This is a genomic window from Pseudarthrobacter raffinosi, assembly GCF_023913735.1.
Lineage (GTDB): Bacteria > Actinomycetota > Actinomycetes > Actinomycetales > Micrococcaceae > Arthrobacter > Arthrobacter raffinosi.
In genome coordinates, this window is the sequence record NZ_JAMXBH010000022.1 from 44,237 (window position 1) to 57,747 (window position 13,511).

Genomic DNA, 13,511 nt, shown 5'->3' on the forward strand with positions numbered 1-13,511 from the left:
CAAATGCGGCCCCCTCCAGTGGAGGGGGCCGCATTATGGTTTGCGCGGAACGTAGTCCGGGCGCTGGGGACTAGAAGCCGCCCATGCCGCCCATGTCGTCGCCGCCACCCATGGCCGGAGCGTTCTTCTCCGGCTTGTCGGCCACTACGGCCTCGGTGGTGAGGAACAGACCGGCAATGGAAGCCGCGTTCTGCAGGGCAGAGCGGGTTACCTTGACCGGGTCGTTGATGCCGGCAGCCAGCAGGTCGACGTATTCGCCGGTTGCTGCGTTCAGTCCGTGGCCTGCAGGCAGGCCGCGGACCTTGTCGACAACAACGCCAGGCTCGAGGCCAGCGTTGAAGGCGATCTGCTTCAGCGGGGCGTCGATGGCAACGCGGACGATGTTCGCACCGGTTGCTTCGTCACCTGTCAGGTTCAGGTTCGCGAACGCCTTGGCGCCGGCCTGGATCAGTGCAACGCCGCCACCGGCGACAATGCCTTCTTCAACAGCAGCCTTCGCGTTGCGGACAGCGTCCTCAATGCGGTGCTTGCGTTCCTTGAGCTCAACTTCGGTTGCGGCACCGGCCTTGATGACTGCAACGCCGCCGGCCAGCTTGGCCAGGCGTTCCTGCAGCTTCTCGCGGTCGTAGTCCGAATCGGAGTTTTCGATCTCGGCACGGATCTGGGAAACGCGGCCAGCGATCTGGTCGGCGTCGCCGGCACCTTCAACGATGGTGGTCTCGTCCTTGGTGACAACAACCTTGCGGGCGCGTCCCAGGAGTTCCAGTCCGGCGGTCTCCAGCTTGAGTCCGACTTCCTCGGCGATGACCTGGCCACCGGTGAGTACAGCGATGTCGGCCAGCTGGGCCTTGCGGCGGTCGCCGAAGCCCGGAGCCTTGACGGCAACGGACTTGAAGGTGCCACGGATCTTGTTGACGATCAGGGTGGCCAGGGCCTCGCCCTCGATGTCCTCGGCAATGATCAGCAGCGGCTTGTTGGACTGCATGACCTTTTCCAGGACAGCAACCAGTTCCTTGACGTTGGAGATCTTGGAGTTGACGATCAGGATGTACGGGTCCTCAAGGACCGTTTCCTGGCGCTCAGTATCAGTAACGAAGTAAGCGGAGATGTAACCCTTGTCGAAGCGCATGCCTTCGGTGAGCTCGAGCTCCAGGCCGAAGGTGTTGGACTCCTCGACGGTGATGACGCCTTCTTTGCCCACCTTGTCCAGGGCTTCAGCGATCAGGGCGCCGATTTCGTCGTCACCGGCGGAGATGGAGGCAGTAGCCGCAATCTCTTCCTTGGTTTCGATTTCCTTGGCCGAGGCCAGCAGTTCAACCGTGACGGCCGCGACAGCCTTCTCGATACCGCGCTTGAGGGACAGCGGGTCAGCGCCGGCCGCGACGTTGCGCAGGCCTTCCTTGACCAGGGCCTGCGCCAGCACGGTAGCCGTGGTGGTGCCGTCGCCAGCGACGTCGTCCGTCTTCTTGGCAACTTCCTTGACCAGCTCAGCGCCGATCTTTTCGTAAGGGTCGTCCAGTTCGATCTCCTTGGCGATGGAAACACCATCGTTGGTGATCGTGGGGGCGCCCCACTTCTTTTCGAGGACGACGTTGCGTCCACGCGGGCCGAGGGTGACCTTGACGGCGTCGGCGAGGATGTTCAGGCCCCGCTCAAGACCGCGGCGTGCCTCTTCATCAAATGCAATGATCTTGGCCATAACGGCAGTAGTCCTTTCGGGACAGTCGTTAAGAATGAACCTCACTGCAGTGCCCGCGACGGACGATCCTTCACCGGCGGCCTCTGTATGCCGCGGCTGGGGATCTCACTCCAGCTAGGTATTTCTCTCGCTCCACGACCCGCCGCCAAGCTCCGCTGCCGGAAAAACCGGACGTTGCTTTAGCAGTCGGTACGTAAGAGTGCTAACTCAATAATTAGCACTCCCTAGGTGAGAGTGCAAGCGAAAGACCCCGCAAATCGCCCTGTCAGGGCGACCCGTTCGCCATTGGCGATCAGCCTGCGGCCCGGCCCGCAGCCTCACGGCCGCTGAGCACTGCCTTGTTGTCCGCGCCGTACGTGAACACCATGTAATTGGCAGTGGTGATGTCACCGTTGGAATCGAAGGCAACCGGCCCCGATTCGCCGTCGTAATTAATGCCTGCCCCGGTCTTCAGGACAGCGAGGCACTCGGTGTAGGACAGGCACGGCTTGGTGGCCGGGCCAGAGGCCTTCGCGGCGGGCTGCCCGCCAACTGTCCCGCCGGACACGGCGATCAGGTTGGCGGCGATGGAGCGGCCGGCATCGTCGTCAGCCTTCGCTGCCGCCAGGGCCGCGAGGTTCACGGCGTCGTAGGTCTCGGCGGCGAACGAAAGGTCTTTCAATGCAGGGTTGACCGAAACAAGCCGTGCTTGGAAGTCCGCGGACGGCAGCAGGCCTGGCACCACTGCACGGGCGCCGTCGAGGGCCTTGGATCCCACCCCCGAACCGTATTGGGCGAAGGCGCCGTCGCTCAGGATGATGCTCTTGCCCGAGATCCCAGCGTTATTGAGCTCGGCGATGGCGCCCTGGGCATCGCCCCTGGCGATGAGCACCACGGCGTCAGGCGTGGCAGCCTTGGCAGCAGCTGCCGCGTTCCCGGCGTCGCCGGGCTTGAAGGCGGTGGTGGAGACAGTCTCCAGGCCGGCGTTCTTGGCGGCGCCGGTCACCGCGACCGAAACGTCCTTTCCGTAGCTAGAGTCCTGGTAGACCACGGCAAGGCCCTTGGCGCCGCCGTCCTTGGCCAGTTTCACCAGCACCGAGGCCTGTGCAACGTCCGCGGCCGCCGTCCTGAAGTAGTAGCCGCCGCTCTTGAAGCGGGACAGGCCGGCAGCGGAGTTGGCCGGCGAGACGAGCGGGACCCGCGCAGCCGAGAGGACGTCGATGGCGGCAGCGGCGTGACTCGAATCCGTGGGACCGATCACTGCATCAACCTTGGCTGAGGCCAGATTCCTGGCCTGGGCATCGGCGCCTTCACCGGCGCCTACCACCAGGTCAACAAGCCTGCCCTTGTGACCGCCGGCCGCATTGATTTCCTTGATGGCCAGTTGGGCCGCAGCGAGCTGCGAGTCGTTGAGGAAGGCCTGCCCCCCTGCGCTGTCCTGGATCAGCCCGATCCGCAGCGTGCCGTCACCGGACGCTTCAGCGGATTCAACGCGGGCGTTGCCGCCTGCCCCGGCACAGCCGGCCAGGGCCAGCAGGACGGCCGCCCCTGTGGCTGTGCGGACGATTGTTGAACGCAAGCTGCGGGAGATCACTGCGTGGGCCGGACGTTTTCTGCCTGCGGGCCCTTCTCGCCTTCACCGACTTCAAGCTCCACGCGCTGGCCCTCATCCAGGGCCCGGTAACCTTCGCCCTCAATGGCCGACCAGTGCACAAAGACATCGTCCCCGGAGCCGTCCACCGTAATAAAGCCGTAGCCCTTTTCGGCGTTGAACCACTTAACCGTTCCCAATGCCATGATGTCCACTCTTTTCCGTCGTGCCGTCGGTCCCTGTCGGAAGTGTGCCGCTTGTTACGGACCGAAGCCTGAAATCACTCTAGCGACAAGCCATCCGGCGGGCCGAACCACACGGCCGCTCCGGGGCCCAAAAGTTACTCAGGCGTGACCGCGAGACGCTACTGGTAGCCCGGCCCCAGGACAACAACCAACGGCACCTGGAAGTCCTGGCTCTCCACCAGAGTAGGGATGTTCAGGAGTTCGGAGACTGCTTCGGCGTTGGCTTTCTGCGCCGGGCCCGAGTAGAAGATCGCGGATGTTTGCTGCGGAGCGCCGCCCCAGTTCCCCACCTGGCCCAGCGTCCAGCCATCGGCCTGGACCATAGAGCTGATGCGTCCGGCGAGCCCGGCCTTACCGGAGGCGTTGTAGATGGCCACGCCCTGGGTCTTGTCCAGCACAACCGCGGAGGGAATGTTACTGGGCGAAGCGCTGGGCTCGGCGTCAGGGCTATTAGAGGGCTCCGGGTCCGTGGAGGCTTCAGCGGTGGCCGACGGTGCCGCGCTTGCCTCGGGGGCCGCGGTTGATTCCAGGCTGGTGGAGGCTTCACTGCCGGCCTGGGTGAACCCGAGCTTGGGAAGGATCAGGAAGGACACCACTCCAATGGCCAATGCCACAATCCCCACCGCGAGGATGGGCCACAGCTTGCGGCGGGCAGGCGCCGAGGCCGCACGGTGGACGCCTTGCCGCGAGGCGGACTCCGGAACCTTGTCGAATTCATCCCGAGCGTATTTGGTCATGGTGGGGAGACGTCCTTGTTGATTGCTGCTGATTGCTCAGCACGAGCGTGGTCAGGCGTCGGAACCCAGGCGTCGTGCAGTGCGTGCCCGGTGACGCGACGTACGTAGTCTACGCAATCTCTTGACCAACATGGGGTCGTGGGCCAGTGCAGCCTCGGTGTCGATGAGGGCGTTGAGCAGCTGGTAGTAGTGCGTTGCGGACAGATCGAACAGCTCCCTGATGGCCTGTTCCTTGGCCCCGGCGTACTTCCACCACTGCCGCTCGAGTGCCAGCATTTGCTGGTCGCGCTCGCTCAACGGGGAGTCACGGAGGGTAAAGTCAGCCAGCAAAGAACCGCGCTCCTCCGGCTCCGGCATATATTCCCGAGCAGGTTCCGCCACGGCACACCCCTTCGCTGGTCTCGCTGAATCACCGGTCAAGTTACTAAATCTCCTCCCCATGCTACGGCGTGAATAACACGGTTGTCATTTGCGCCCCGACCGCAGCATCAGGCAACCCTGCGAGAATGGGAGCGTGTTTGAATCTGACGCGCTGTTCGAACTGACGGCGGACCCGGCGGAGGCCGTTGGCTTTGCCGAGATGGCCGCCTTGCCGCTCAGTGAGCTGATGGCTGCCGACTGGGCGGAGGCGCTGGGCCCCGTAGAGAGTGAGCTGCGCGGCGTCCTGGGCTTCCTGGCTGCCGAAGTTGCCGCGGGCCACCGCGTGCTGCCGGCGCCGTCGAACGTTCTGCGCGCCTTCCGGCAGCCGCTGGCTGGCGTGAAGGTCCTGGTAGTGGGCCAAGACCCCTACCCCACGCCGGGCCACGCGATCGGCCTGTCCTTTGCCGTTGACGGGCGGACCCGCCCCATCCCGCGGAGCCTCGCGAATATCTACCGTGAGCTGGAGTCTGACCTCGGCCTTCCGGCGCGCGTCCACGGCGACCTGTCCGCCTGGGCAAGCCAAGGGGTCCTGCTGCTTAACCGGGTCATGAGCGTCCGCGCCGGGGCAGCCGGCTCCCACCGGGGCAAAGGCTGGGAGGCCATCACGACGGCGGCAGTCACCGCGGTGGCCAGCCGGCGCACTTCCGACGGCGGGCCGTCGCCGCTGGTGGCGGTGCTGTGGGGCAAGGACGCGGAGAGCGTCCGGCCCCTCCTGCCCGGCGCGGCGGTCGTGTCCAGCGCCCACCCCAGCCCGCTGTCGGCGTCGCGCGGATTCTTCGGCTCCCGGCCCTTCAGCACCATCAACCAACTGCTGCAGGACCAGGGATGCCCTGGCGTAACCTGGGAACTCCCTCCGGTCCCTTAGCTTAGGCTTGCCTTATGAGCACTCTTCCGGCCGCCACCAACGCCACGAAAAAAACACGTCCGCAGATCGATCTCACGGTCATCCGACGGGAAGAACTCTCGCCATACATGGTCAGGATCGTGGCCGGCGGCGAAGGTTTTGCCGCCTACGTGAACAACACCTTCGTGGACCGCTACATCAAAATCGTCTTCCCGCAGCCCGGCGTTGACTATGCCCAGCCCCTGGACCTGTGGACCATCCGCGAAACCATGCCCCGCGAGCAGTGGCCCTTCACCCGCACCTACACGGTCCGCTGGGTGGACACCGAGGCCCAGGAACTCGCCATCGACTTTGTGATCCACGGCGACGAAGGGCTGGCCGGCCCTTGGGCGGCTGCCGCCAAGCCCGGGGACACCTTCACCTTCACCGGCCCGGGCGGCGCCTACAACCCGGCGCCTGACGCTGACTGGTACCTCTTTGCCGGCGATGAAGCCGCACTTCCTGCGATCGCCGCCGCCATCGAATCGCTGCCGGCGGAAGCGACCGGCCTGGCGTATATCGAGGTGGACAGCGACGCCGACATCCAGCCCCTCGCGTCCCCGGCGGGCGTTAAGGTGACCTGGCTGCGCCGCCACGGCGCGCCGGCAGGCGCCGGGGACCTCCTCGTCTCAGCGGTGGCCGACGCCGAATGGCCCACTGGCCGCGTTGACGTTTTTGCCCATGGCGAGCGCGGCTACATGAAGAGCCTGCGGGACGTGTTTTTCGTCCAGCGCGGCCTGGAACGGAGCCAGGTTTCGCTGTCCGGCTACTGGGCCCAGGGCCGGGTGGAGGACGACTTCCAGGCGGAGAAGAAACTGCCCGTGGGGAAGATCTAAGCAGGGAAGATCTGAGCTGTACCTAGCGGCGCCGGGCGCGTCGCCGTTCGTTGCTGGCCAGGCTGCCCGTCAACGGCCGGGCCAGGGTGTCGCCGAGGACAATGCCGGCCGCTGTGCCCAGGACGATCGCGCCGGCGTTGAGCATGCCGCCAGCGCCGAGGAGGATTTCGGATTCCTCGATGGTCAGCACATACATCGAGCGGAAAATGGTCAGCCCGGGCAGCAGGATCAGGGCCGCCGGGACGGCCACCACCAGCTGCGGTGCGCCCATCTTCAACGCCACCACCCGCGCCAGCAGGCCAATCACAACGGCGGCGAGCGCCGGGGAGAACCGGTCACCGACGCCGAGGGACGCGGCACCCAGCAGCACAAGGTAGCCCACGACGCCCACGCCCGCGGTAGGCAGCAGCAGCTCCCAGGAGGTCTGCTCCGTCACGCCGATGGCCATCACGGCGACGGCAATAAAGATCACCAGGACCCAGAGGTCGTAGGCTGGCGGGAATGTCTGGGTAACGCTAATGGGCTGCATTCCGGTCATCGCGCCCACCACAAAGGCCACCGCGATCCCGGCCACAATCGCACCAAAGGTCAGCAAGGTGGACAGAAACCGGCCCGCTGCGGTCACGGGGAACCCGTTGATGGCATCCTGGACCGAGGAGACCAGGCGCCCGGTGGGCAGCAGCAGGAGGATGCCGCCCACCACCACAATCGCCGGGGCGTTGGTGAGTTCAAAGCGCCACAACAGCAGCGCGGTGAGTGTAACGCCGAAGGAGCATGCCGCCGTCGTAAAGAAGTCCGGAACCCGCCACCGGCCCAGCTGGCGGGCGAGCAGGCTGACACCGATGTTGGCCACGAAGGCAATGCCCGAGGACACCGGCCCGCCGCCGAGCACACCCACAAAGACTGCGGCGAACACGCCGAACGCTATGGTGACCATCCAGCGCGGGAACGGTTTGGGGCTGGTGATGGCCTCGTCCAGCCGGCGGATGGCTTCATCGCGCCCCACTCCCCCGGCCACGATGTCCGTCACCAGCCGGTGTACTTTGGCCAGCCCGGCATAGTTGTTGGTCCAGGACCGCACAACCCGAAGCAGCGAGATGGGCGTCTGGTCCTTGGGCGCATAGTTGATGGCCACCGACTGGTTGGTGATGTCCACTTCGATGTTTTTCAGCCCCAGCGCCGCGGTGACGGCAATAATGCTCGTCTCCACTTCCAGGGCTCCTGCCCCGTACCGGAACATGGTCTCGGCCAGGTGCAGGGAAAAGTCCAGGGTCTTGCGTGCGGACGTGTCCACGCCTCCCACCTGGATCATGGGGTTGGCGTAGGGGCTTCCGGCGAGCCTGTCCACAATGCTCAGTGGCGCCGTCGGCGGGTTCTCCCCCCGCACCAGGCGCCGCAGCATCCTCTTCGCCGCCGCATCCTGGTGGATTTGGGAGGGGGTGAGAGGCTCTGTTTTGGGCAGACCGTCGGTGGGAGGCCTGCGCCTTGGGTTTTCAGGTCGATCGTTCACCTTGGTGCTCCTCCCTTTCTGGCAGTTCGTGGTTTGGTGTTAGGCCTGGCGCTTCAGTGGCAGTTTGCCCAGCAGGGTGCGCGCCGCCGCGATGGCCGCTCGGAACAGGCGGTTGGCCTGGAAGGCTACCGGCCGCACCGGCATCACGAAGTCACCCAGCAGCTGGACCACGTCGCCGCCGAAGCCCTTCTTGAACTCGTAGCCGCCGTGGCCTTCTTCGTCCTGTCCCTGGATGCCGAAGGTGCCGTAGAAGTTGTAGCGCGAGTAGCCCTTGTCCAGCGCGTGCAGCAGCATCCCCCAGTACAGCGAGGTGGCGCCGTTGAAGTAGATGTAGTCCTGCTTGGTGCCGCCGATGACGCAGACCACCTCGTCGCCGAAGCAGACGAAGTGAATGGCGGCTACTGTTGCCACTCCCACCGAGTCCGGGAACCGCTCGATGTCCTTGAGGCTGCGCTCGTAGCTGTCCACGAGGTCCTGGACCACTTTGAGGCGGTTGGCCTTCTTTTTGCTGCCGGTCTCTTCCACTTCACGGCGGAGTTCGGCTGCGGACGCGGATTCCGCTTCCAGCCGTTCGGTGATGGACTTCCGGTACGCGGGGATGTCGATCTTGGCCATCATGAGTTTGGTGAACTCGGCCGAGGTGGTCCGCAGGAGCTGGTCGTAGTATTCGCGTTCCCGGTAGAAGAAGCCCCTCTCGTCCCCCGCCGTGCTCAGCGCATAGTAGAACTCGTCGAGGGTCTCAAGGGTGGCCTGCTCCAGGAACACGCCGTTCTTTTCAGCCTTCCGGATGGCCTTCCGTGTCCGGTAGCTGGTGCCCATGATGAGCTCCTCGGCGTCCGTGATGCCGTCGAGCTGCTTGATGAACATCCAGTTCACGTTGGTGAAGTTCATGTCCGAGCCTTGGTGTTCAAGACCCAGGCCCGCCAGTTCCGCCACGAGCGGCCTGTTGTCCACGATCTCGGGGTGTTCGGCGCCGTCGGCATCGCGGGCGATGTACGTCAGGTTCGGGGAAATCCGGAGTTCGGCAGCCTTGCGTTCCGCGGCGCGTTCCTTAAGGAGTCCGACGACGTCACGCACCAGTGCGGAGTCTGTGTAGTCCAGGAGGGGGCCCTTGGCGCACTCGCACACCTTGTAGCCCCAGCGGTTGGTGGTGAAGTTCAGTTTCCCGGCAGCGACCAGGTCGCCGTCGCGCCTTACACCGAACAGTTCCACTGACTGACCGCGGGCACGCTGGAAACGGGTGAAGTCAGCGGACTGGATGAAGTTGTTTTGCGGATGCTTGAGGGAGAAGGACTCAAACTCGGCATCGCTGAGGACGCTGAGCTCGAGTCCGGCTCCGGCCTTGGTTGGATTCACGGAAATAACCTCATCTATGGCTGGGCTGCCGACTGGGGCAGGCGCTGGCCTTCGTGGTGTGGATGGTGAGAGTGGCTGGTGGGCGGTCAGTAGAACTGCTGGCCGGTGCGTGCGGTTTCAAGCCGGCGGAAGACCCGTTCCGCGCCCTTGACCCACAGGGTGTGCCTGACGGGCGACAGCACGTAGTCGTAGCAGCCGACGAAGTCCGTCACCGTCTTGGTGAAGCTCGTTTTGAACATGCCCATGCCGTACAGGTGGTGGGTCTTGTCCTTGATCAGGCCGGAGGGCGGCGTGCCGCAGAAGTCGTACTCGGTGCAGCCGAGTTCCTGCATTCTCCGCATGGCCTGCCACTGGACCAGGTGCGAGTCGCCGTACTGCTTCCTGTTCTGCGTGGAGCCGCCGTCCTTGTAGGTTGCCTTGGATCCGTAGTTGATCACAAAGGCGCCCACACTGGGTTTGCCGTCTTCGTAAACGAAGAAGAAGCTGCCCTGGCCGCGCGTGCAGAATTCGTCCCAGAACTGAGTGTAGTACTCGAGGCTGCGCAACGGCATGGAACCCTTGGCGTTCACCGTGTCGGCCATCAGGTCATACAGCGCCCGGTACGTTTCCGGGCCTGGCTCCTGCTGCACCACGGCGCAGCCTTCGCGTTCTGCCCGGCGGATCGCGTTGCGGGCGCGGGAGGAGATGGACCGGAACACCTCGTTCTCCGGTGCCGCGATGTCCAGGAGCGCCGTGGAGTCATTGGACTGGATGTTCGCGGCCTTCACCAGGCCGGCGGCGGCGAACTGTGCCCGGGCTTCCGGGGTGGACACGATGTCCGGTTCAATCTTGATGGCGAAGACATTGAGCTTCCGGCTCCGGGCGAATGCAGCGCACGCGTCCAAGACCGGCTTCAGGTCCTCGACGGCACCCAGGTCAGGACCTTTGATCAGGTACCACAGGCGGCCCAGCACCGGGAATTTCTTCTCCAGCACCAGGTTGTAGCTGGCAGTCCCGGCAGACTCCAGGACCAGGAAACGGGCGGTCCAGCCGCTGCCGTTCTTCACGGACGCGTAGGCAGCGGACTGCAACATGTTGCCGCCGTTCGGGTTGGCCGTGACGTGCTTGTCCCAGTTCTCAATTTCCTCCGCTGTGGCAAAGCGGGCGGTGAATTCTCGCAAGGGGGCCGTGTCCAATCTCAGGGGTTGCGTAGCCACAAGTCTAAAGCCTCCGGTTGGGGCGGCAGGTCCCCGGCATCCTCTGCCTGCTCTGGGCCCACACCGGCAGGGTTCCCTCGCCGAGCTTGCGAGGCTAGGGAGCCGGTGGGGCGCAGCACGCGTGAAAACTCCGGTCTGCCGGGCCCGGACTCTAGTCTTCGAACTCAGACAGCGGCGGGCAGGAGCAGATCAGGTTGCGGTCCCCGGCTGCGCCGTCGATGCGGCCGACGGGCGGGAAGTACTTGTCCTGCTTGAGGTGGTGGACCGGGAAGGCGGCCTGCTCACGCGGGTACTCGCGGGCCCAGCCGGAAGATACGACGGCGGACGCGGTGTGGGGTGCGTGGCGCAGCGGGCTGTTCTCGACAGTGAAGTCGCCGTTGGCCACCTGGTCGATTTCCTTGCGGATGGTGATCATCGCGTCGATGAACCGGTCGATCTCCACAAGGTCCTCGGACTCGGTGGGCTCCACCATCAGCGTGCCCGCCACCGGGAACGCGAGGGTGGGGGCGTGGAAACCGTAGTCGATGAGGCGCTTGGCCACGTCCTCCGCGGTGACGCCGGTCTTCGCCGTCAGCCCGCGGAGGTCCAGGATGCACTCGTGCGCCACCAGCCCACCCTCGCCGGTGTAGAGAACCGGGAAGTACTCATTCAGGCGGGCCGCAACATAGTTCGCCGCCAGCAGCGCCGACTTCGTGGCCTCGGTCAGGCCCTCGCCACCCATCAGCTTCACATACGCCCAGGAGATGGGCAGGACACCGGCAGAACCGAACCGTGAGGCAGAGATCGGGACGTCATTGCCTTCGGTCCACGTGGCTGCGTTACCCGGCATAAACGGCGCCAGGTGGGCCTTCGCCGCGACCGGGCCCACGCCGGGTCCGCCGCCGCCATGCGGGATGCAGAACGTCTTGTGCAGGTTCAGGTGCGAGACGTCGCCGCCGAACTTGCCCGGCTGCGCCAGGCCAACAAGCGCGTTCAGGTTGGCGCCGTCCACATAAACCTGGCCGCCGGCAGCGTGCACCGAATCGCACACCTCACGGACATCGGCGTCGTAGACACCGTGCGTGGACGGGTAGGTGATCATGATCGCCGAAAGGGCGTCCTTGTTCGCCTCGATCTTGGCATTCAGGTCAGCGTGGTCGATGCTGCCGTCCGCGGCGGTGGCAACCACAACGACCCTCATGCCCGCCAGGACAGCGGAGGCTGCGTTAGTGCCGTGCGCCGAAGCCGGAATCAGGCAGACCGTGCGCTGGGCATCGCCGCGGGACAGGTGGTAGCCGCGGATGGCCAGCAGGCCCGCGAGCTCGCCCTGGGACCCGGCATTCGGCTGCAGGGACACCTGGTCGTAGCCCGTGATCTCGGTCAGCTGGTCTTCGAGATCGGTGATGAGTTCGCGCCAGCCCACGGTCTGGGAATCCGGGGCGAACGGGTGGATCGAGGCGAACTCCGGCCAGGAAATGGCTTCCATCTCTGCCGTGGCGTTCAGCTTCATCGTGCAGGAACCCAGCGGGATCATCGTGCGGTCCAGCGCCAGGTCCCGGTCACTCAGCCTGCGGATGTAGCGCAGCAGCTGGGTCTCGGAACGGTGCGTGTTGAACACCGGGTGCTGCAGGTAACCGGAGGAACGTTCGACGGCGGCATCCAGCGCGAACTCCGTGTCAGTGCCGGCGGCCGCGTCCACCGCGGCGGCACCAAAGACGTCCAGCACGCCGGCGACGATGGCCGGGGTTGTGGTTTCATCGGCGGAAACGCCGATGGTGTCGCCGTCGATGTGGCGCAGGTTGATGCCCTGGGCTTCCGCTGCGGCAACAATGGCCGCAGCCTTGCCGGGCACGGAAACCGTGACGGTATCGAAGAAGCTTGTGTGCAGAACGTCCAGGCCGGCCGCCTTGAGCGATGCGGCGATGGTTGCAGCGTGGCTGTGGGTGGTCTCGGCGATTGCCTTCAGGCCGTCGGGGCCGTGGTACACGGCGTAGAACGAGGAGACGATGGCCAGCAGTGCCTGCGCGGTGCAGATGTTGGACGTGGCCTTCTCGCGGCGGATGTGCTGCTCCCGGGTCTGCAGCGCCAGGCGGTACGCGAGGGTCCCGGCGTCGTCCTTGGAGACTCCGACGAGGCGGCCCGGCATGGACCGCTCCAGGCCCTTCGCCACCGCCATGTAGGCCGCGTGCGGTCCGCCGAAGAACAACGGCACACCAAAACGCTGGGTCGAGCCGACGGCGATGTCCGCGCCCTGCTCCCCCGGAGGCGTGATCAGCGTCAGCGCCAACAGGTCGGCAGCGACCGTGACGAGCGCGCCGCGCTCCTTGGCAGCGTCGATCACGTCGGCGTGGTTGAAGACCCGGCCCGAGACGCCCGGCTGCTGCAGCACAATCCCGTTGATAACGCCGTCGGGCAGGCCCTTGGACAGGTCAGCGACCTCCACCTCAAAGCCCAGGGCTTCGGCGCGGCCCTTCACAATCGCGATGGTCTGCGGCAGGCAATCGGCATCCAGGACCGTCTTGCCGTCCCGGGCCTCCTTGTTCTTGTTCGCCCGGCGCATCATCAGCACAGCCTCGGCCACGGCGGTGGCTTCATCCAGCAGCGACGCGTTCGCGATCGGCAGGCCCACCAGGTCCTGGACCATGGTCTGGAAGTTCAGCAAAGCCTCAAGCCGGCCCTGCGAAATCTCCGGCTGGTACGGCGTGTACGCGGTGTACCAGGCCGGGGCCTCGAGGATGTTCCGGCGGATGACCGCGGGCGTCACGGTGTCGTAGTAACCCTGGCCGATCATCTGGACAGCCGTCTTGTTCTTCGCCGCGAGCTTCCGCAGCTCCGCAAGGACCTCAACCTCGCTGAGGGCGTCCTTAAGGCGGAGTGCCACATCCTGCCGGATGCCGTTGGGAACGGCCGTATCCACCAGCGCGTCCACAGTGCCGTAGCCGACGGCCTTGAGCATGGAGTCGATATCGGCCTGGCGGCGGGCGCCAATATGCCGGTCAACGAAAGTGGCCGAGGCCGAATTAACACTCACAAGGAACTCCATTACTAAGGCGGCGCAGGGTGCGCCACATCGACTCGGG

At 65.3% G+C, this 13,511-nt stretch carries 11 protein-coding genes; 2 read left to right on the plus strand and 9 right to left on the minus strand.

Going from position 1 to position 13,511, the window contains the following annotated elements; translation table 11 throughout:
* Window positions 1–70: 70 nt before the first annotated feature.
* The 5 genes from groL to NG698_RS18070 form a co-directional block, all read right to left on the minus strand.
* The gene (gene groL / locus NG698_RS18050) at window positions 71–1,699 is read right to left on the minus strand and encodes a chaperonin GroEL (RefSeq protein WP_058929984.1); all 1,629 of its coding nucleotides are present in this window, start codon (window positions 1,697–1,699) and stop codon (window positions 71–73) included.
* A gap of 292 nt (window positions 1,700–1,991) precedes the next feature.
* Complete coding sequence (locus NG698_RS18055; protein WP_252602270.1) at window positions 1,992–3,257, minus strand: ABC transporter substrate-binding protein; 1,266 nt, start codon at window positions 3,255–3,257, stop codon at window positions 1,992–1,994.
* A gap of 11 nt (window positions 3,258–3,268) precedes the next feature.
* Complete coding sequence (locus tag NG698_RS18060) at window positions 3,269–3,475, minus strand: cold-shock protein (protein ID WP_252602267.1); 207 nt, start codon at window positions 3,473–3,475, stop codon at window positions 3,269–3,271.
* 158 nt (window positions 3,476–3,633) lie between these two features.
* A complete protein-coding gene (locus NG698_RS18065; RefSeq protein WP_252611396.1) occupies window positions 3,634–4,251 on the minus strand; it encodes a LytR C-terminal domain-containing protein in 618 nt (205 codons plus the stop codon).
* Between the two features lie 51 nt (window positions 4,252–4,302).
* Complete coding sequence (locus NG698_RS18070; protein WP_252611398.1) at window positions 4,303–4,632, minus strand: DUF3263 domain-containing protein; 330 nt, start codon at window positions 4,630–4,632, stop codon at window positions 4,303–4,305.
* A 133-nt stretch (window positions 4,633–4,765) separates the two neighbouring features.
* Between NG698_RS18070 and NG698_RS18075 the strand changes: the two genes are divergently transcribed.
* Both NG698_RS18075 and NG698_RS18080 read left to right on the plus strand, forming a co-directional pair.
* On the plus strand, window positions 4,766–5,536 hold the full coding sequence (locus tag NG698_RS18075) for a uracil-DNA glycosylase (RefSeq protein ID WP_058929988.1): 771 nt from the start codon (window positions 4,766–4,768) through the stop codon (window positions 5,534–5,536).
* 14 nt (window positions 5,537–5,550) lie between these two features.
* Window positions 5,551–6,390 (plus strand): siderophore-interacting protein, encoded by an 840-nt coding sequence (locus tag NG698_RS18080; protein WP_252611400.1) that lies wholly within the window; start codon window positions 5,551–5,553, stop codon window positions 6,388–6,390.
* A 22-nt stretch (window positions 6,391–6,412) separates the two neighbouring features.
* On the opposite strand, the gene NG698_RS18085 is transcribed toward NG698_RS18080, so the two are convergent.
* The 4 genes from NG698_RS18085 to gcvP form a co-directional block, all read right to left on the minus strand.
* Complete coding sequence (locus tag NG698_RS18085; protein ID WP_252611401.1) at window positions 6,413–7,900, minus strand: threonine/serine exporter family protein; 1,488 nt, start codon at window positions 7,898–7,900, stop codon at window positions 6,413–6,415.
* A 39-nt stretch (window positions 7,901–7,939) separates the two neighbouring features.
* Window positions 7,940–9,256, minus strand: coding sequence for a peptidoglycan bridge formation glycyltransferase FemA/FemB family protein (locus NG698_RS18090; RefSeq protein WP_252611403.1), 1,317 nt, complete (start codon window positions 9,254–9,256; stop codon window positions 7,940–7,942).
* Window positions 9,257–9,342: 86 nt separating this feature from the next.
* Window positions 9,343–10,416 (minus strand): lipid II:glycine glycyltransferase FemX, encoded by a 1,074-nt coding sequence (locus NG698_RS18095; protein ID WP_252611411.1) that lies wholly within the window; start codon window positions 10,414–10,416, stop codon window positions 9,343–9,345.
* Window positions 10,417–10,603: 187 nt separating this feature from the next.
* Window positions 10,604–13,474 (minus strand): aminomethyl-transferring glycine dehydrogenase, encoded by a 2,871-nt coding sequence (gene gcvP, locus NG698_RS18100; protein ID WP_256471232.1) that lies wholly within the window; start codon window positions 13,472–13,474, stop codon window positions 10,604–10,606.
* Window positions 13,475–13,511: the final 37 nt, after the last annotated feature.